16 protein-coding genes are annotated in these 17843 nt (G+C 72.1%); 5 read left to right on the forward strand and 11 right to left on the reverse strand.

Annotation, left to right across the window (positions count from 1 at the left end; translation table 11 throughout):
- The first annotated feature begins 287 nt into the window (after positions 1-287).
- Both LQ326_RS42560 and trpS read left to right on the forward strand, forming a co-directional pair.
- Entirely contained in the window at positions 288-428 is a 141-nt protein-coding gene (locus LQ326_RS42560; RefSeq protein ID WP_234544453.1) for a hypothetical protein, read from the forward strand.
- A complete protein-coding gene (gene trpS / locus LQ326_RS42565; RefSeq protein WP_234544454.1) occupies positions 425-1477 on the forward strand; it encodes a tryptophan--tRNA ligase in 1053 nt (350 codons plus the stop codon). Before LQ326_RS42560 ends, trpS begins: the two co-directional genes overlap by 4 nt.
- Positions 1478-1598: 121 nt before the next feature.
- Here trpS and proC read toward each other — a convergent pair whose 3' ends face one another.
- The 6 genes from proC to LQ326_RS42600 form a co-directional block, all read right to left on the reverse strand.
- A complete protein-coding gene (gene proC / locus LQ326_RS42575) occupies positions 1599-2411 on the reverse strand; it encodes a pyrroline-5-carboxylate reductase (RefSeq protein WP_234544455.1) in 813 nt (270 codons plus the stop codon).
- Positions 2412-2479: 68 nt separating this feature from the next.
- Positions 2480-3280 (reverse strand): ABC transporter permease, encoded by an 801-nt coding sequence (locus LQ326_RS42580; RefSeq protein WP_234544456.1) that lies wholly within the window; start codon positions 3278-3280, stop codon positions 2480-2482.
- Positions 3277-4086 (reverse strand): ABC transporter ATP-binding protein, encoded by an 810-nt coding sequence (locus LQ326_RS42585; RefSeq protein ID WP_234544457.1) that lies wholly within the window; start codon positions 4084-4086, stop codon positions 3277-3279. Before LQ326_RS42585 ends, LQ326_RS42580 begins: the two co-directional genes overlap by 4 nt.
- 253 nt (positions 4087-4339) lie before the next feature.
- On the reverse strand, positions 4340-5161 hold the full coding sequence (locus LQ326_RS42590) for a class I SAM-dependent methyltransferase (protein WP_234544458.1): 822 nt from the start codon (positions 5159-5161) through the stop codon (positions 4340-4342).
- Between the two features lie 142 nt (positions 5162-5303).
- A complete protein-coding gene (locus LQ326_RS42595) occupies positions 5304-5810 on the reverse strand; it encodes an EamA/RhaT family transporter (protein ID WP_234544459.1) in 507 nt (168 codons plus the stop codon).
- A 54-nt stretch (positions 5811-5864) separates the two neighbouring features.
- Positions 5865-6191 (reverse strand): SH3 domain-containing protein, encoded by a 327-nt coding sequence (locus LQ326_RS42600; RefSeq protein ID WP_234544460.1) that lies wholly within the window; start codon positions 6189-6191, stop codon positions 5865-5867.
- Between the two features lie 179 nt (positions 6192-6370).
- Here LQ326_RS42600 and LQ326_RS42605 point away from each other — a divergent pair, with 179 nt between their 5' ends.
- Positions 6371-8521: a serine/threonine-protein kinase gene (locus tag LQ326_RS42605; RefSeq protein WP_234544461.1), complete on the forward strand. Its 2151-nt coding sequence runs from the start codon at positions 6371-6373 to the stop codon at positions 8519-8521.
- Positions 8522-8579: 58 nt separating this feature from the next.
- Here LQ326_RS42605 and ilvD read toward each other — a convergent pair whose 3' ends face one another.
- The 4 genes from ilvD to LQ326_RS42625 all read right to left on the reverse strand — a co-directional run bounded on the left by ilvD (position 8580) and on the right by LQ326_RS42625 (position 13077).
- On the reverse strand, positions 8580-10433 hold the full coding sequence (ilvD, locus tag LQ326_RS42610; protein ID WP_234544462.1) for a dihydroxy-acid dehydratase: 1854 nt from the start codon (positions 10431-10433) through the stop codon (positions 8580-8582).
- Positions 10434-10549: 116 nt separating this feature from the next.
- Positions 10550-11221, reverse strand: a complete 672-nt coding sequence (locus tag LQ326_RS42615) for a TetR/AcrR family transcriptional regulator (RefSeq protein WP_234544463.1) — start codon at positions 11219-11221, stop codon at positions 10550-10552.
- Positions 11218-12048 carry a sugar phosphate isomerase/epimerase family protein gene (locus tag LQ326_RS42620; RefSeq protein ID WP_181808302.1) on the reverse strand — a complete coding sequence of 277 codons (831 nt, stop codon included), beginning with the start codon at positions 12046-12048 and terminating at the stop codon, positions 11218-11220. The genes LQ326_RS42615 and LQ326_RS42620 overlap by 4 nt, the downstream gene beginning before the upstream one ends.
- 96 nt (positions 12049-12144) lie before the next feature.
- Positions 12145-13077 carry a Ppx/GppA family phosphatase gene (locus tag LQ326_RS42625; protein WP_234544464.1) on the reverse strand — a complete coding sequence of 311 codons (933 nt, stop codon included), beginning with the start codon at positions 13075-13077 and terminating at the stop codon, positions 12145-12147.
- Between the two features lie 80 nt (positions 13078-13157).
- Here LQ326_RS42625 and LQ326_RS42630 point away from each other — a divergent pair, with 80 nt between their 5' ends.
- Positions 13158-14024 carry a DUF3109 family protein gene (locus LQ326_RS42630; protein WP_234544465.1) on the forward strand — a complete coding sequence of 289 codons (867 nt, stop codon included), beginning with the start codon at positions 13158-13160 and terminating at the stop codon, positions 14022-14024.
- Positions 14025-14490: 466 nt separating this feature from the next.
- Here LQ326_RS42630 and LQ326_RS42635 read toward each other — a convergent pair whose 3' ends face one another.
- Complete coding sequence (locus LQ326_RS42635; RefSeq protein WP_234544466.1) at positions 14491-16188, reverse strand: BACON domain-containing protein; 1698 nt, start codon at positions 16186-16188, stop codon at positions 14491-14493.
- Positions 16189-16395: 207 nt separating this feature from the next.
- Between LQ326_RS42635 and radA the strand changes: the two genes are divergently transcribed.
- Positions 16396-17805, forward strand: coding sequence for a DNA repair protein RadA (gene radA / locus LQ326_RS42640; protein ID WP_234544467.1), 1410 nt, complete (start codon positions 16396-16398; stop codon positions 17803-17805).
- Positions 17806-17843: the final 38 nt, after the last annotated feature.

The raw sequence follows: 17843 nt of genomic DNA on the forward strand, positions 1-17843 counted from the left end.
AGTGAGACTTTAGCGGATTCCCGGCCTCCGAGCTAATCGGGGGCCGCGTCCTTTCGAACACGGATTCCTCATTACGCGAATACGCATGCCGAAGCCCTCGACGACATGTCGCCGATTGCTGGTAGGTACTGCGGAATGGCTGCCCGGGGACCGACCGAGGTCGGCGCTCACGTCGGACAACCCGGAGAACACTACGTATCCGGTCGGGGCGTGTCAACTCCCGGCGGGACTGCGCCCCGGGGGCGTAAGGTGGGCGGCATGACTACGCGTACGTGTACCCAGCAGTGGTGGCCCGCCTGACGGCGGCCGCGCTCACGTACGTACTCAACGGCCGCCGCTTCGGCGGCCGTTCGCGTATCTCCCTCCGGAACTTCCGGGGGCCGGCCGCCGGGAGCGGCGGCCTCGGCCAGGAGGTGGAGAGGGAATGACACGGGTCTTCAGCGGCATCAAGCCGACCGGGCACCTGACACTGGGGAACTACCTGGGAGCGATGCGGCAGTGGGCCGCCGTCGACCAGCATCAGTCCGACGCCGTGTTCTGCGTCGTCGATCTGCACGGGATGACCGTGGACCACGACCCGGCCCGGCTGCGCAGACTCACCCGGCAGGCGGCGACGCTGCTGCTGGCGGCGGGGCTGGATCCGGAGCTGTGCACCGTGTTCGTGCAGAGCCACGTCGACGAGCACACCCGGCTGTCGTACGTCATGGAGTGCGTGGCGACCGACGGTGAGATGCGGCGGATGATCCAGTACAAGGAGAAGGTCACGAGCGAGGGCGCGCGGGGGCGGGGCGTGCGCCTGTCGCTGCTGACGTATCCGGCGCTGATGGCGGCGGACATCCTGGCGTACGGAGCGGACGAGGTGCCGGTCGGGGACGACCAGGCACAGCACGTGGAACTGGCGCGGGATCTGGCGGTGCGGTTCAACCAGCGGTACGGGCACACGTTCGTGGTGCCGAAGGCGACCGTGCCGACGGTGGCGGCCCGGGTGATGAACCTGCAGGACCCGACGTCGAAGATGGGGAAGTCGGACGACTCCGGGCCCGGGATCGTCTATCTCCTCGACGAGCCGGACGTGATCCGGAAGAAGGTCATGCGGGCCGTCACCGACAGCGGGCGGGAGGTCGTGTACGACCGGGAGGAGCGTCCCGGGGTCGCGAACCTGCTGGAGATTCTCGCTGCGTGCACGGGCGGGAACCCTGAGTCACTGGCGGCCGTTCACGATTCGTACGGCGCTCTGAAGCAGGCCACCGCGGAGGCGGTGCTGGAGACGCTCAGGCCCGTGCAGGCCAGGCACAAGGAGTTGTGTGCCGATCCGGGATATGTGGAGGAGGTGCTGCGGCATGGGGCGGAGAAGGCTCGGGTGATCGCCCGGCCGATCGTCGATACGGCTTACCGGGCGATCGGGCTGTTGCCGCCCGGCGCCTTCGCCGGCCCGGGGCAGGTGACGGCCGAGCCGGCGTTGAACGCGGCGCGGTAGGCGTGGGGGCCGGTGGCGAGGCGCGATGCGCACTGCCGGCGCATCGCGACCTCGTCGCCGAACCCGGCCCGGCGGAGTGACCTCGGATGCGGGCAGGTCAGTGCGTTCGAGGGGCGGGCCGTCAGTCCTTCTTGCCGGAGGCGAGTTCGCGGCTGCGGTCGCGGGCGGCTTCCAGGGCGGCGATGAGGGCGGCGCGGACGCCGTGGTTCTCCAGTTCGCGGATGGCGTTGATGGTGGTACCGGCGGGGGAGGTGACGTTCTCCCGGAGCTTGACGGGGTGCTCACCGCTGTCGCGGAGCATCACGGCGGCGCCGATCGCGGACTGGACGATGAGGTCGTGGGCCTTGTCGCGGGGCAGGCCGAGCAGGATGCCGGCGTCGGTCATGGCTTCGACCAGGTAGAAGAAGTACGCCGGGCCCGAGCCGGAAAGGGCGGTGCAGGCGTCCTGCTGGGACTCGGGAACCCGGAGGGTCTTGCCTACGGCGCCGAAGATCTCCTCGGCGTGGGCGAGGTGGCCGGCGGTGGCATGGCTGCCGGCGGAGATGACGGACATCGCCTCGTCGACGAGGGCGGGGGTGTTCGTCATGACACGGACGACCGGGGTGCCTGCGGCGAGGCGCTCCTCGAAGAAGGAGGTGGGGATGCCCGCGGCGCCGCTGATGACGAGGCGGTCGGCGGGAAGGTGCGGGGCGAGTTCGTCGAGGAGGGCGCCCATGTCCTGGGGCTTGACCGTGAGGATCAGGGTGTCGGCGGTCTTCGCGGCCTCGGGGTTGGTGACCGGGGCGACTCCGTAGCGGGCGCGGAGTTCTTCGGCTCGTTCGGGGCGGCGGGCGGTGACCAGGAGGTCGGCAGGGGCCCAGCCGGCGCGGATCATTCCGCTGAGCAGGGCTTCGCCGATCTTGCCGGTGCCGAGGACTGCGACTTTCTGGCTCATGCCGTTCAGTCTGGCACCGGGTGGTGGGGCGGGGGCCGGTTGTCCGCTGGGCGGACGTGGGCGGTGGGTCAGGCGGTCCGTCGCCTCAGGGTGGCCGCTCCGAGGACCAGGACCAGCAGGGCGCAGCCGGCGACGATCAGGACGTCCCGGACGAAGGTGGCGGTCACGTCGGTGTGGCGGAGGACCTCGTTCATGGCGTCGACGGCGTAGGACATGGGGAGGACGTCGGAGACGGCTTCGAGGACGGGGTGCATCTGAGGGCGCGGGGTGAAGAGACCGCAGAGGAGGAGTTGCGGGAAGATCACCGCGGGCATGAACTGGACCGCTTGGAATTCCGAGGCCGCGAAGGCCGAGACGAACAGCCCGAGGGCCGTGCCGAGCAAGGCGTCGAGCAGGGCGACCAGGAGCAGGAGCCAGGGGGAGCCGGTGACGTCGAGGCCCAGGAACCAGACGGCGAGGCCGGTGGCGAGGGCCGACTGGATGATCGCGAGGATGCCGAAGGCGAGGGCGTAGCCGGCGATGAGGTCGGCCTTGCCCAGGGGCATGGCGAGGAGGCGTTCGAGGGTGCCGGAGGTGCGTTCGCGGAGGGTGGCGATGGAGGTCACCAGGAACATCGTGATGAGCGGGAAGATGCCGAGGAGTGAGGCGCCGATGTTGTCGAAGGTGTGCGGGCTGCCGTCGAAGACGTAGCGGAGCAGGACCAGCATCAGGCAGGGGATGAGCATCAGCAGCGCGATGGTGCGGGGGTCGTGGCGGAGCTGGCGCAGGACGCGGCCGGCGGTGGCGGTGGTGCGGGAGAGGTTGAGGGTGCTGACGGGGATGCCCGCGGTGCTTGCGGTGGTTCCTGTGGTGGCCGGCTGAGTGGTCATCGTGCCGTTTCCTTCGTGCGGGAGTTGGCGTTGGCCTCGTCGACGAGGTGGAGGAAGGCGGCCTCGACGGTGCCGGAGCCGGTGCGGGTGCGCAGGGCCTCCGGGGCGTCGTCGGCGAGGATCTCGCCCTCGCGCATGAGGAGGAGGCGGTGGCAGCGTTCGGCCTCGTCCATGACGTGGGAGGAGATGAGGAAGGTGGCGCCGCGGGTGGCGGCGATGGAGTGGAAGAGGTTCCAGAGGTCGCGGCGCAGGACGGGGTCGAGGCCGACGGTGGGTTCGTCAAGGACGAGGAGTTCGGGGCTGCCGAGCAGGGCGACGGCGAGGGAGACGCGGTTGCGCTGGCCGCCGGAGAGGTTGCCGGCGAGGGTGTCGGCGTGGCTGGTGAGGTCGACTTCGCCGAGGACTCGGTCGGTGTCGGCGCGGCGGGCGGGGGCCGGGCGGGTGGGGTCGAGGATCGAGCCGAAGTAGTCGAGGTTCTGGCGGATGGTCAGGTCGCCGTAGACGGAGGGGGCTTGGGTGACGTAGCCGATGCGGGTGCGCAGGAAGGGGTGACCGGCGGGGCGGCCGAGGACGTTCAGGGTGCCGGTGACCTTGGCCTGGGTGCCGACGATGGCGCGCATCAGGGTGGACTTGCCGCATCCGGAGGGGCCGAGGAGGCCGGTTATCTGACCGCGCGGGACGGTGAAGCCGAGGCCGCGGAGGACGGTGTGGGGGCCGCGGACCACGGTGAGTCCCGCGGCCTCGACGGCGGGGGGCAGGGCTGAGTTGCCGGGGGCCAGGGGCGGCTCCGACGAAGAATTCACCATGTGCTGAATAATGCTCGGGAGGGGGTGGGGCGTCAAGGGGCGTCAAGGGGAAGGGGTCGGGGTGCGACGCTCACCGGCGCCAGCCGGCGCTGGCCGAACGGTACGACTGCCCGCGGCCGGTGAGATGCGGGCGGGCAGCGCCCCGTAAGGGCGTGGGGTCGTATGCGGTTTGCGGCTACCGCCGTGTGGGCGCGATCAGCCGCCCCACCGGCCCGCGGCCGAGTCGCTGCCGCGGGCCGACAGGTGGGCGCGCTCAGGTGTTGAGGGCGACGAGCAGGAGGACGTCGTACGTCTCCTCGACGACGCCGTCGGGGAAGACCTTCAGAAGGTGGGTGCGTTCCTCGGCGAGGAAGGCGGTGCGGCGGGCCTCGGGGGTGACGAGGAACGCCGAGTGGCTGCCGATGTTGGCGAGGTGGGTGTCGACCGGGACCCGGCGGCTCCAGCGCACCACGCGGCGGGTGAACCGGAGTCGGCCGCTGGGGTCGGCGAGATCGGTGCGGTCGGCGGACTTGCGCTGCTCCGCTCTGACGTCGATGCCGAAGAACCGGCTGATGCGGTCGGCGGAGTCGGCGATCCAGTCGACGTCGAGCGCGTCGGTGTTCCACCACAGTGCCAGCGCCCCGCCGGGACGCAGCACGCGCAGCGCCTCCGGCACGGAACGGGCCGGGTCGGTCCAGTGCCACGCCTGGGCGTAGGTGAGGAAGTCGGCGGTGGCGGCGGCGAGCGGGAGGGCGTCGCCGCTGCCACGGACGATCGGGAGGCCGGGGAGGGTGGCGTGGAACTGCGCCGCCATGCCCTCGCCCGGTTCCACCGCGACCACGTCGGCGCCGCGCGCGTGCAGCAGGGCGGTCGCGATACCGGTGCCCGCGCCGACGTCGACCACCCGGGCACCCGTGAGGGAGCGGCCGGCTTCCTCCTCGACGGCGTCGAGGAGGGCGGGCGGGTAGGAGGGGCGGTTCGCGGCGTACTGGGCCGCGGCGGCGTTGAAGGAGCGGGCGCGTGCGGCGTGGGAGGGAACGGAAGTCGGGGTCGGGGTCGGGTTCCGGGGATGCGACTGCGACTGGCCTGTGGTCATGCGGCCATGGTCCCGGCAGGGGGGAGGGGGGCGACAGGGATTTCGGACGGGCGGGTTGGACACACCCCCCTGTCCGCCCCTCCGCCAGGCCGCCGACCTCAGCGCCTGCGCTCTGCTCTGCCCCGCGACCGGCGGGCCGGCCTCACCGCTTCCGCTTCTTCTTCGACGGGTCGCCCGAGCGGCGGGTGGTGCGGTGTTCGTGTTCCTGGACGGCCGTGTCGTACTCGGCGCGGTGGAGCTTCTCGCCGGGGGCCTCGGTGAGGGAGCGGAAGAAGTAGGCGAGGAGCGAACCGACGAACCCGATGGCGAGGAGGCCGCGCAGCGAGGCCTGGCGCTCGGGGTCGGGGCGCTTGCCGAAGGCCTCCCAGGTGTTGCGGAAGGCCAGGGCGCTGCAGATGGCGAACATCGCGACGACCAGGACGGTCACGAAGGCGCCGGTGTCGGCGAGCTGGACGCCCTCGTAGGCGAGGCGGAGGACCAGGCAGGAGACGCCGGCGGCGGCGAGCGAGCCCACGGCCACGCCGATCCGGCGGGCGGTGTAGCCGTCGTCGTGGTTCACCCAGGACGTGCCGAAGAAACGGAGGGGCTCGGGGCGTGGGCCGCCGGTGGAGCCCGCGGGGGTGTCCGGGGTGCCTGGTTCGTCGCTCACGGGACGATTATGGCGCCGGGGGCCACGGGCTCCGGGGCGGGGTGGTGCGCGGGGTCAGGCGCAGCGGTCGGCCACGTAGCCGTCGCTGCCGGTGTTGACGTAGGCGTCCGAGACGAACTCGCCGTTGCTGATGTTGTCCCAGATGTTCGACGTGCCGTAGTACCCGGACACCGAAGTACCCGGCGTCTGGCAGTAGATCGGGACCTTGGCGCCCTCCGGGAGGACGCGGGTGATGTCGTAGCTGGTGCCGGGGCCGCTGCGGACGTTGAGGCGGACGCCCGGGGCGACCGAGTAGTAGCGAACGGTGGTGGCAGCCGCCAGTGTCGTGACGGCCTCTTCCTCGCCGCCGCTCTCGGCTTCCTGTGTGTGATCGACAGACATGCAGTACTCCCCCACTGGACCCATGAGTTCCATGGAGTCCCGTTGATTCCCCTGATTCGAGCCACGAAACACGCCTGCGCAACTCGCACGCGGAGGCTAGCAAGCCGCCTCTGTCTCGTACGAGTCATCGACTAGGCTCCGTGCGTCGCGCTCCGCGGAAAAAGCACGGGGGTGGTCCCTTGACGCCACAGCGCAACACCGGAGCGGGCGCGGAAGCGGAACTTCCCGAGTACGCCGGGCACTACCGCCTGGAGTCCTGTCTCGGCTCCGGTGGCATGGGCGTGGTGCACCTGGCCCGCAGCACCTCGGGGCTGAAGCTCGCGGTGAAGGTCGTGCACGCCGAGTATGCCAAGGACCGCGAGTTCAGGGGCCGTTTCCGGCAGGAGGTGGCCGCCGCGCGCAAGGTCAGCGGCGCCTTCACCGCACCCGTGGTGGACGCCGATCCCGAGGCCGAACGGCCCTGGATGGCCACCCTCTTCATTCCCGGCCCGACCCTCTCCGAGCACGTGAAACGGAACGGGCCGATGCCTCCTGCCCAGTTGCGCCGGCTGATGGCGGGACTGGCAGAGGCGTTGCGGGATATTCACAGGGTCGGCGTGGTGCATCGGGATCTGAAGCCGAGCAACGTGCTGCTCGCCGAGGACGGTCCCAAGGTCATCGACTTCGGTATTTCCCGGCCGAAAGACAGCGAACTGCGGACCGAGACGGGAAAGTTGATCGGCACGCCGCCGTTCATGGCGCCGGAGCAGTTCCGGCGGCCGCGTGAAGTGGGGCCCGCCGCCGACATCTTCGCGCTCGGGTCGGTACTGGTGCACGCGGCGACGGGGCGGGGGCCGTTCGACTCGGACAGTCCCTATGTCGTCGCCTACCAGGTCGTCCATGACGAGCCCGACCTCACCGGTGTACCAGAGGAGGTCGCTCCGCTGGTGACGCGCTGCCTCGCCAAGGAGCCCGAGGACCGGCCGACGCCCGACGAGCTGATGCGCGCGCTGCGGTCGTTGGCGGCGTCGTACGACACGCAGGCGTTCATACCGGCACAGCGGGCCACAGCCGGTGCCCTCGTCGGGGACGACACCGGTGAGGCGGCGAAGCCGGAGCCGCCGCAGGCGGAGAGGCCGCCGCAGGCGGAGAGGCCGCCGCAGGCGCGCGGACCACGGCTCGGCAGGCGGGTCGCCTTGGCCACCGGTGCCGTCGTCCTCGCGCTCGGCGCGGTCGTGGCCCTGGTCGAGTGGGGCGCCGGGAGCACCCCGCAACCGCGGGCGAGCAATCCGAGGACGACGGCCGCCGCCTTCTCGGCCTGGCAGGCGAAACCCGTCGCCAAGGTCACGGCCACTCCCCAATGCGCCACTGGCGAGGGGAGACTGTTCTGCACCGAGGCGTCGATGGTGTTCGCCCTGGACCCGGTGACAGGTGCGGTGCTCTGGCGGCACTCCGTCGCGAACGCCCACTGGTGGAACCGGCCCCCCGTCCTCTCCGGCGGACTCGTCCAGCTCGTCACGAACGGGGCCCGGCACGTGATGGCGCTCGACCCCGGCTCGGGCGAGAGCCGATGGCAGCGGGACCTGCCCGAGAACAGCGCGATGGAGTACGCCCGCGACATGCTGCTGCTCACGCGCGCGGACGGCATGGTCACCGGGGTGGACAGCGCGACCGGCACCACCAGGTGGAGCCGGCCGACCGGGGTTCACGGCACGGCGCGGATCGACTTCTTCCCCACGGATCCGTCGTCGGCGTTTGTGACCAGTACGTCCGCGGACGGGACCAGCACCAAGGTCACCGTCCTGGATCCGGCCACCGGAGATGTACAAGGTGCCAGTCGGCTGCAGGGACAGCTGACGCCGGTCGGCACGCAGGACGGGGCGGTTCTGCTGCTGTCCGCCGATCCGGTGTACGGCGACACCGACGCCGTGGTCCGCTACGCCCCGCGGTCCGGGGCCACCCGCCGGGTCGAACTGCCCGTACCGCGTGAGGACGCGCAGGCCGGGGTGCATGGCGATGTGGTCTACGTGCTGGCCGCCACCGGCTCGCTGGACGCCGTCGACATGACGGCCGGCAGGCGCACATGGCACACGGAGACCTCGGTGAGCCGTGGTTCGGCACCCGTCGCCGACGGCCGGCACGTGTACTTCTCCGCTGCCGACGGCCGGCTCATGGCCGTGAACGCGCGCACCGGAGGGGTCGCCGGACAGACCTCGGCCCGCTTCGGGACGGCCTCGGGCGGAATCGCCACCTCGGTGCCCGCCCCCCTGCTCCTCGACGGCCACCTCTACGCCGCCGCCCCCGACGGCACCGTCTTCGCCGTGGACGCGGCGGATCCCGCCGGCTGGTGAGGACGGACGAGGGGGCCGCCTCCGTGACGGAGGCGGCCCCCAGGGCGCTACGGCGGTGTCAGCCGAGCTTCGTCACGTCGCGCACCGCGCCCTTGTCGGCGCTGGTGGCCATCGCGGCGTAGGCGCGCAGGGCCGCCGAGACCTTGCGGTCGCGGTTCTTCGGGGCGTACACGCCGTTCAGGGCCTGCTCGCGGCGGGACAGTTCCGCCTCCTCGACGAGGAGTTCGATGGTGCGGTTCGGGATGTCGATGCGGATGCGGTCGCCGTTCTCGACGAGGGCGATGGTGCCGCCGGAGGCCGCCTCCGGGGAGGCGTGGCCGATGGAGAGGCCCGAGGTGCCGCCGGAGAAGCGGCCGTCGGTGATCAGGGCGCAGGACTTGCCGAGGCCGCGGCCCTTGAGGAAGGACGTGGGGTAGAGCATCTCCTGCATGCCGGGGCCGCCCTTGGGACCCTCGTAGCGGATGACGACCACGTCGCCGTCCGTGACCTGCTTGTTGAGGATCTTCTCGACGGCCTCTTCCTGCGACTCGCAGACGACCGCGGGGCCCTCGAAGGTCCAGATGGACTCGTCGACGCCGGCCGTCTTGACGACGCAGCCGTCGACGGCGAGGTTGCCCTTGAGGACCGCGAGGCCGCCGTCCTTGGAGTACGCGTGCTCGACGTCGCGGATGCAGCCCTCCGCGGCGTCCTCGTCCAGGGCCTCCCAGCGCTCGGACTGGGAGAACGCCTCGGCGGAGCGGACGCAGCCGGGGGCCGCGTGCCACAGCTCCACGGCCTCGGGGGACGGGGAGCCGCCGCGCACGTCCCAGGTCTTCAGCCAGTCCGCGAGGGAGGGGCTGTGGACGGAGTGCACGTCCTCGTTGAGGAGTCCGCCGCGGTGCAGCTCGCCGAGGAGGGCGGGGATGCCGCCGGCGCGGTGCACGTCCTCCATGTAGTAGGTGCGGGTCTTCGCGACGTTCGGGGCCACCTTGGCCAGGCAGGGCACCCGGCGCGAGACCTCGTTGATCTCCTCCAGGCCGAAGGGGACGCCCGCCTCCTGGGCGGCGGCCAGCAGGTGCAGGATCGTGTTGGTGGAGCCGCCCATCGCGATGTCCAGGGCCATCGCGTTCTCGAACGCGGCGAAGGTCGCGATGCTGAGCGGCAGGACCGTCTCGTCGTCCTGCTCGTAGTAGCGGCGGGTGATGTCCATGACCGTGCGGGCCGCGTCGACGTAGAGCTGCTTGCGGGCCGTGTGGGTGGCGAGGACCGAGCCGTTGCCGGGGAGGGAGAGGCCGATGGCCTCCGTCAGGCAGTTCATCGAGTTGGCGGTGAACATGCCGGAACAGGAGCCGCAGGTCGGACAGGCGTTCTCCTCGATCCTGAGGACGTCCGCGTCGGAGACGTTCTCGTTCGCCGCCTCGACCATCGCGTCGATCAGGTCGAGGGTGCGGACCGTGCCGTCCACGAGGGTCGCGCGGCCGGCCTCCATGGGGCCGCCGGAGACGAAGACCGTCGGGATGTTCAGGCGCAGCGCGGCCATGAGCATGCCGGGGGTGATCTTGTCGCAGTTGGAGATGCAGACCAGGGCGTCGGCGCAGTGCGCCTCGACCATGTACTCGACCGAGTCCGCGATCAGGTCGCGGGAGGGGAGGGAGTACAGCATGCCGCCGTGGCCCATCGCGATGCCGTCGTCGACGGCGATCGTGTTGAACTCGCGCGGGATACCGCCCGCCTCCGTGATCGCCTCGGAGACGATCCGGCCGACCGGCTGCAGGTGGGTGTGGCCCGGCACGAACTCCGTGAAGGAGTTCGCGACGGCGATGATCGGCTTGCGGCCGATGTCCGCACCGGGTACACCGGAGGCGCGCATAAGGGCGCGGGCGCCCGCCATGTTGCGGCCGTGGGTGACTGTGCGGGACCTCAGCTCGGGCATCGTCGCTCGCTCCTTCAGACAGATAGGGCTGCCAACGAGCGTACGCCCGTTGTTCAGGCCTCGGGACGAGGTGTCCGGGATGCGGGACGCGTGTCTCGGCGCCGAGCGGGAGTGGGTCAGGGCCCGGTCAGGTGCCCCTGCACCACCGGGGCGACCCGTGTCACGAGCTGCTCCAGGTCCGCCGACGCCAGCGGCTCCAGCTTGATCACGTAGCGCATCATCGCGCACCCCACCAGCTGCGCCGCCGCCAGCTCGGCGCGCAGCTCCCCGTCGGGCAGGTCCAGCTGCTCCGCCACGCGGCGCAGCAGCTGGGTGGCGATCAGACGGCGGAAGACGGCGGCGGCCGTGTCGTTGTTGACGGCGGAGCGGAGGATCGCGAGGAGCGGGGTACGGGTGGTGGGGTTCTCCCAGATGCCGAAGACGAACCGGGTCAGACGCTCACCGACGCCCTCCGGCGGGCCGTCGGCGAGGGCGGTGGGCGCGTCGAGCGCGGGGGCGAAGGCGACCGACACGGCGGCCTCGAAGATCTGTTCCTTGGTGCCGAAGTAGTGGTGGACCAGGGCGGAGTCGACGCCGGCGGCCTTGGCGATGGCGCGTACGGACGTCTTCTCGTACCCGCGTTCGGAGAACTCCTCGCGGGCGGTGGCGAGGATACGGTCCCGGGTGCCGGCCGACTCGGTACGCGGGGGCCGGCCGCGACGGCGGACGCCGGTGCCGCCCACGGTGCCGCCGCTTCCGGTAACGCCTGCGGTGTCTCCTGCGGTGCCGCCGCCTGCGGTACGGGTCATCGGCGGGGCACCTTCACCGCCGAGGCCAGGTGCAGGCGGGTGAAGGCCAGGGCCTCCGCGAGGTCCGCCTCGCGCTCCGCGCCGGACATCGCGCGCCGGGTGTTGACCTCGATGACGACATGCCCGTCGAACCCGTTGACCGCGAGCCGTTCCAGCAGTTCGGCGCAGGGCTGGGTGCCGCGGCCGGGCACCAGGTGCTCGTCCTTGGCGGAGCCCCGGCCGTCGGCGAGGTGGACGTGGCCGAGCCGGCCGCCCATCCGGTCGAGCATGGCGAGCGCGTCGACACGGGACGTCGAGGCGTGGCTGAGGTCGATCGTGAAGTGCCGGTAGTCGTCCTTGGTGACGTCCCAGTCGGGGGCGTACGCGAGCATCTCGCGGTCGCGGTAGCGCCAGGGGTACATGTTCTCCACCGCGAACCGCACATCGGTCTCGTTCGCCATGCGCCAGATTCCCTCGACGAAGTCGCGGGCGTACTGGCGCTGCCAGCGGAACGGGGGGTGGACGACGACCGTGCTCGCGCCCAGCTTCTCGGCGGCGGACCGGGCCCGCCGGAGCTTGACCCAGGGGTCGGTGGACCAGACCCGCTGGGTGATCAGCAGACAGGGCGCGTGCACGGCCAGGATCGGGATGCGGTGGTAGTCGCTCAGCCGCCGCAGGGCCTCGATGTCCTGGCTGACCGGGTCGGTCCACACCATGACCTCGACGCCGTCGTAACCGAGGCGCGCGGCGATCTCGAAGGCCGTCGCCGTCGACTCCGGGTAGACGGAGGCCGTGGAGAGCGCGACCTTCGCATCCGGGATACGGACGACGTCCCTTGGATTTGCCACGAGGGACAGGTTACGGGGTGGGGGCGGGTGGACAGGGGGCGCCTGCGCGCCGGTGTGACCGGGGTCGCGCCGGCGAAGGGGCCGGCGAAGGCGCGGTCACGCCGTACCCATGTGATCGAGGCGCCGCAGGATGACTCCCTCCCGCAGGGCCCACGGACACACCTCCAGGTTCTCCACCTGGAAGAGGTCCATCGCGGCCTCCGCCACCAGCGCACCCGCCACCAGCTGGCCCGACCGGCCGTCCGACACTCCCGGGAGCGCGGAACGCTGGGCCGTGGTCATGGCCCCGAGCCTCGGGACCCAGGTCTCCAGCGAGCTCCGCTTGAGTTCGCGCTGGACGTAGAGGCCCTCGGCGGAGCGGGCCGCGCCGGCGATGCGGGCCAGCTGCTTGAAGGTCTTGGAGGTGGCGACCACGTGGTCGGGGGCGCCGAAGCGGGTGAACTCGCCGATCGTACGGGCGATCTCGGCGCGTACATGGCGACGCAGCGCCCGTATGTCGTCGGCGGACGGCGGGTCGCCGGGGAGCCAGCCCGCGGTGAGCCGGCCGGCGCCGAGCGGCAGCGAGACGGCCGCGTCCGGCTCCTCGTCAATGCCGTACGCGATCTCCAGGGAGCCGCCGCCGATGTCCAGGACCAGCAGCTTTCCGGCGGACCAGCCGAACCAGCGGCGGGCCGCGAGGAAGGTCAGGCGGGCCTCCTCGGCGCCGCTGAGGACCTGGAGCTCGACACCGGTCTCGGCCTTCACGCGCGCGAGGACGTCGTCGGCGTTGCTGGCCTCGCGCACGGCGGAGGTGGCGAACGGCAGCAGGTCCACGACGCCCTTGTCCTCCGCGGCCTGGAGGGCGTCCTTGACGACACCGACCAGTTTCTCGACGCCGTCGGGGCCGATCGCCCCGTTGCCGTCGAGAAGTTGGGCAAGGCGCAACTCCGCCTTGTGCGAGTGCGCCGGCAGCGGGCGCGCGCCGGGGTGCGCGTCCACCACCAGCAGATGCACCGTGTTGGATCCCACGTCGAGGACACCGAGTCTCATGTACGGAACTGTACGGAACACCGCTGCCGGCGGGCCCTGAGCGGTGCCCCTGGCCGTCTTCGGCGACTTACTCTTGACTCGTGCCAAAGACGAAAAACACGAAGGACCACAAGGCCGCCAAATCAGCCGACGGTTCTTCGGGCGTGCAGCCACCGAAGCGGCCGAAGGCGGCGACGCTGTCGAAGAAGGCTCTGGCCGCGGACGAGAAGGGTCTCGACTTCGCGCGCGCATGGGTGGAATTCCCGGATCCGGCGGACGACGAGCAGGTGTTCCGCTGTGATCTGACCTGGCTGACCTCCCGCTGGAACTGCGTCTTCGGCAGCGGCTGCCAGGGCATCCAGGCGGGCCGCGCGGACGACGGCTGCTGCACGCTGGGCGCGCACTTCTCCGACGAGGACGACGAGAAGCGGGTCGCCGAGCATGTGGCACGGCTCACGCCGGAGATCTGGCAGCACCACGCCGAGGGCACCGGGCACGGCTGGGTCTCGGAGGACGAGGAGGGCTCCCGCCAGACCCGCCCCTTCAACGGCTCGTGCATCTTCCAGAACCGGCCCGGCTTCGCGGGCGGCGCGGGCTGCTCGCTGCACATCCTGGCGCTGCGGGAGGGCCGCGAGCCGCTGGAGACCAAGCCGGACGTGTGCTGGCAGCTCCCGATCCGCCGCACGTACGACTGGATCGACCGCCCCGACGACACGCGCGTCCTGCAGATCTCGATCGGCGAGTACGACCGCAGGGGCTGGGGCCCGGGCGGCCACGACCTGCACTGGTGGTGCACCTCGGCCACCTCGGCGCACGGCGCGGGCGACCCGGTGTACCTCTCCTACCGACCGGAACTGACCGAACTGATGGGCAAGGCGGGCTACGACCGCCTGGCCGAGCTGTGCGAGGCCCGCCTGGCCTCGCAACTGCCACTGCTGGCACCACACCCGGCGGATCCCACGAACTGACCTCCCCTCCTCCCCCAACACCCACCGAGACGCCCCACCAGGGACACGGCGCCTCCCCCTCCAACACCCACCGAGGCACCCCGCCAGGGACACGGCGCCTCTCCCTGCAACGCCCACCGAGGCGCCCCGTCAGGGGCGCGGGGAACTGCGCGGCCAGCCACAACGGCGCCGCACCCGCCACCGCACCGCACCGCCTACGGCGGTCACCGCCCAGCCCGGCACCGCCGAACTCCACCGTCGTGGCCGAGCACCGTCGCGGCGGTGACAAAAGACCGGCAGGCGGAAGAGCCGACGCCTGCAGAAAACCGGCAGGCGGGAGAGACCGGCGGCAGGTAGGCACGGGCGTGAAGACCGGCCGCAGGGAAGAGACCGGTGTGAAGAGGAAACCGGGCCGCAGGTAGAAACCGGCGGAAAGGGAACCGGCCGCTGGACGGGACCGGCGGAAAAGGGGCGCCGGTGACGGGGCTCACGGAGTCGGTGGTGGGCTCTCGCTGCCGGGGTCCGTCGGCGATGCCGACCCCGTCGGACTCCCCGGGTCCGACGCGCTCGGCGTAGGCGACGCCGACGTCGGCGGGTCGCTGACCGGCGGTGTCGGCTCGGCGGACGCCGACCCGGTCGGCGTCGGCGTCGGTCTCCCCGGAGACGGCGGCTGAGGCCCCCGGCGCGGCGGCGGAGCCGTCCCGTACCCGCCGATCGACACCACCGCCCCCGCCGGCGCCACCGCCACCCGCGCGCTCCAGTACCCGGCCGGCTCCCGCAGATGATCGACGTACACCTTGATCGTGAACGACTCTCCCGGCCGCAGCGTTCCCGACGGCCGGGAGAAGTACAGCCAGCTCGCCGAGGCGGTCACCGACCACCGCACCGCCGCGCCCCCGGACGCCGCCAGCGTGATCAGCGTCGTGTCGCCGTCGTTCGCGGCCGCCACCGCGAGGTGCCCCGAGCCGGCCGCCTTCCGGTCGGCTCCGCCGACGCTGATCACCTCCACCGACACATCGGCCTTGCCGTCCTTGCCGATCCGCGGTCCGGGCCTGGTGCTGGCGTTGCCGGCGTTCTCGTAGCCCCCGGCCGTGTCGCCACCGAGCGCGCCGGGGCCGGCGGCCTCCCGCGCGCTCGCGGACGTCCCCTCGTGGCCCTCCCCGGCCGGCGAGCCCCGGTACGCCGCCCACAGGGCCAGCACCGGCGCCGCGACCACCGTGGCGACGACGGTCGTCGTGACGGCACGCGCGCGTAGCCGGTCACGGCGGGCCGCGTGGTCCTTGGGGTCCATCGGGAAGCCGCGCCGGTCGAAGCGGGGCGCGGCGGCGCCACGCGCGCGGGGCTGGTGCTCCATGGCACTGCGCAGGGCCGCGCGGGGCGCCTCCAGGACGGGCAGCTCGGCGGGCGTGGTCATCGCGCCGGGCCACCGGCCGGGAGCCGCGCGTTCGGCGGTACGGCGGCAGCGCGGGCAGTCGTCGACGTGCCGGACCAGTTCCCGGCGCAGGGCGCTGCTGAGGACGAGCTGGCTGTCGCCGGTGAGGTGGGACACGCTCGGGCAGCCGCCGGTCTCGACGACCGCGAGGGCCGCGCGGGTGCGTTCCACCTCGCAGGCGGCGGAGGCGAGCAGTTCCCGGGCGCCGGCCAGGTCCATGCCGAGGACGGCGGCGACCTCGTGGGCGGCGAGGTGGTGGCGGACGGCGAGTTCGAGTGCCTCGCGCTGCTCGGGGGTGGTGCCGGCCGCCTCGGGCCAGGCGAGCAGGGCGAGTTCGCGACGCCGTTGCTCCTGGGTGTCGGCGGGGACCCCGGGGTCGGCGGTGGGGGCGGGGGGCCGGCCCGCCGCGTGGGTGGCCTGACGTTTCTGCTTGGCCTGGGCGAGGCCGCGCAGACAGGCCCAGCGGGTCAGCGCGTACAGCCAGGCCCTGTGGTCCCCGGCGGCCTCCGGGACGCGCTGGCCGCGCCGCTCGGCGAGTGCGAGGACGTCCCCGAGCGCGGCGACGGCCGCGTCGTGGTCGCACAGCACCGAGAGGCAGTAGGTGAACAGGCCGTCCAGGTACGGTTCGTAGCGCGCTGGCGGTTGCTGCGCCAGCGCACGCGCCGCCGCACGATCACGCGCCGCGCGCGCCTCCCGGTGTGCCCGGTGCGCGCCTGTCGTTCGGGCCGAGGTCTCCGCACTGCTGCTCATCACCCGTGCGACCGTAGGCGGCCCTGTATCGCCCCTTCTGGCGGCTTGAGCACTTTTAATCCGTACGGGTGAAACGATCCCTCAATCGGGGACAGGAACGTGTTCTTCCGTGGCTCGTTCCCGCCTCGGGGTGGCCGGGACCGGTCCACCCACACCTGTCACACGGACCACTGTCGGCCCCCTGTCAGTGGCGGGGGCTACGGTTTCCGCATGGCTGCCCGTACCAAGACCTCGAAGGACCGTCCGTCCTACCGCTGCACCGAGTGCGGCTGGCAGACGGCCAAGTGGCTCGGCCGGTGCGCCGAGTGCCAGGCGTGGGGGACGGTCGAGGAGTACGGCGCGCCCGCCGTCCGGACGACGGCCCCCGGCCGGGTCACCACCTCCGCGGTGCCCATCGGCCAGGTCGACGGCCGTCAGGCCACCGCTCGCACCACCGGCGTGCCCGAGCTGGACCGGGTCCTCGGCGGCGGCCTGGTTCCCGGCGCGGTGGTGCTGCTCGCCGGGGAGCCCGGCGTCGGCAAGTCCACCCTCCTCCTCGACGTGGCGGCCAAGGCGGCCAGTGACGAGCACCGCACCCTCTATGTCACCGGCGAGGAGTCGGCCAGCCAGGTCCGGCTGCGCGCCGACCGCATCGGCGCCATCGACGACCACCTCTACCTGGCCGCCGAGACCGATCTGGCCGCCGTCCTCGGTCACCTGGACGCGGTGAAGCCGTCACTGCTGGTCCTGGACTCCGTACAGACGGTCGCCTCCCCGGAGATCGACGGCGCCCCCGGCGGCATGGCCCAGGTCCGCGAGGTGGCCGGGGCGCTCATCCGCGCCTCCAAGGAGCGGGGCATGTCCACCCTGCTCGTGGGCCATGTCACCAAGGACGGCGCGATCGCCGGCCCCCGCCTGCTGGAACACCTGGTGGACGTCGTCCTGCAATTCGAGGGCGACCGGCATGCCCGTCTGCGCCTGGTCCGGGGCATCAAGAACCGCTACGGCGCCACCGACGAGGTCGGCTGTTTCGAACTGCACGACGAGGGCATCACGGGCCTCGCCGACCCCAGCGGACTTTTCCTGACCCGCCGTGCCGAACCGGTCCCCGGCACCTGCCTGACCGTCACCCTGGAGGGCCGCCGCCCCCTGGTCGCCGAGGTGCAGGCGCTGACGGTCGACTCCCAGATCCCCTCACCGCGCCGGACCACCTCCGGCCTGGAGACCTCCCGGGTCTCGATGATGCTGGCCGTCCTGGAGCAGCGCGGCCGGATCAGCGCGCTCGGCAAGCGGGACATCTACTCCGCGACCGTCGGCGGGGTGAAGCTCTCCGAGCCCGCGGCCGACCTGGCCATCGCCCTCGCCCTGGCCTCCGCCGCCAGCGACACCCCGCTCCCGAAGAACCTGGTCGCCATCGGCGAGGTCGGCCTCGCAGGCGAGGTCAGACGGGTCACCGGGGTCCAGCGCAGGCTCTCGGAGGCGCACCGGCTCGGTTTCACGCATGCGCTCGTGCCGGGCGATCCCGGCAAGATCCCGGCGGGCATGAAGGTCCTGGAAGTCGCCGACATGGGGGATGCGCTGCGGGTGCTGCCGCGCTCCCGTCGCCGAGAGGCCCCACGGGAGGCGGAGGAGCGCCGGTAGACTTTGCCCTGGTCTCGCCCGTCCGTACGAACCGAGTG

Source organism: Streptomyces shenzhenensis (assembly GCF_021462265.1).
Taxonomy (GTDB): domain Bacteria; phylum Actinomycetota; class Actinomycetes; order Streptomycetales; family Streptomycetaceae; genus Streptomyces; species Streptomyces shenzhenensis.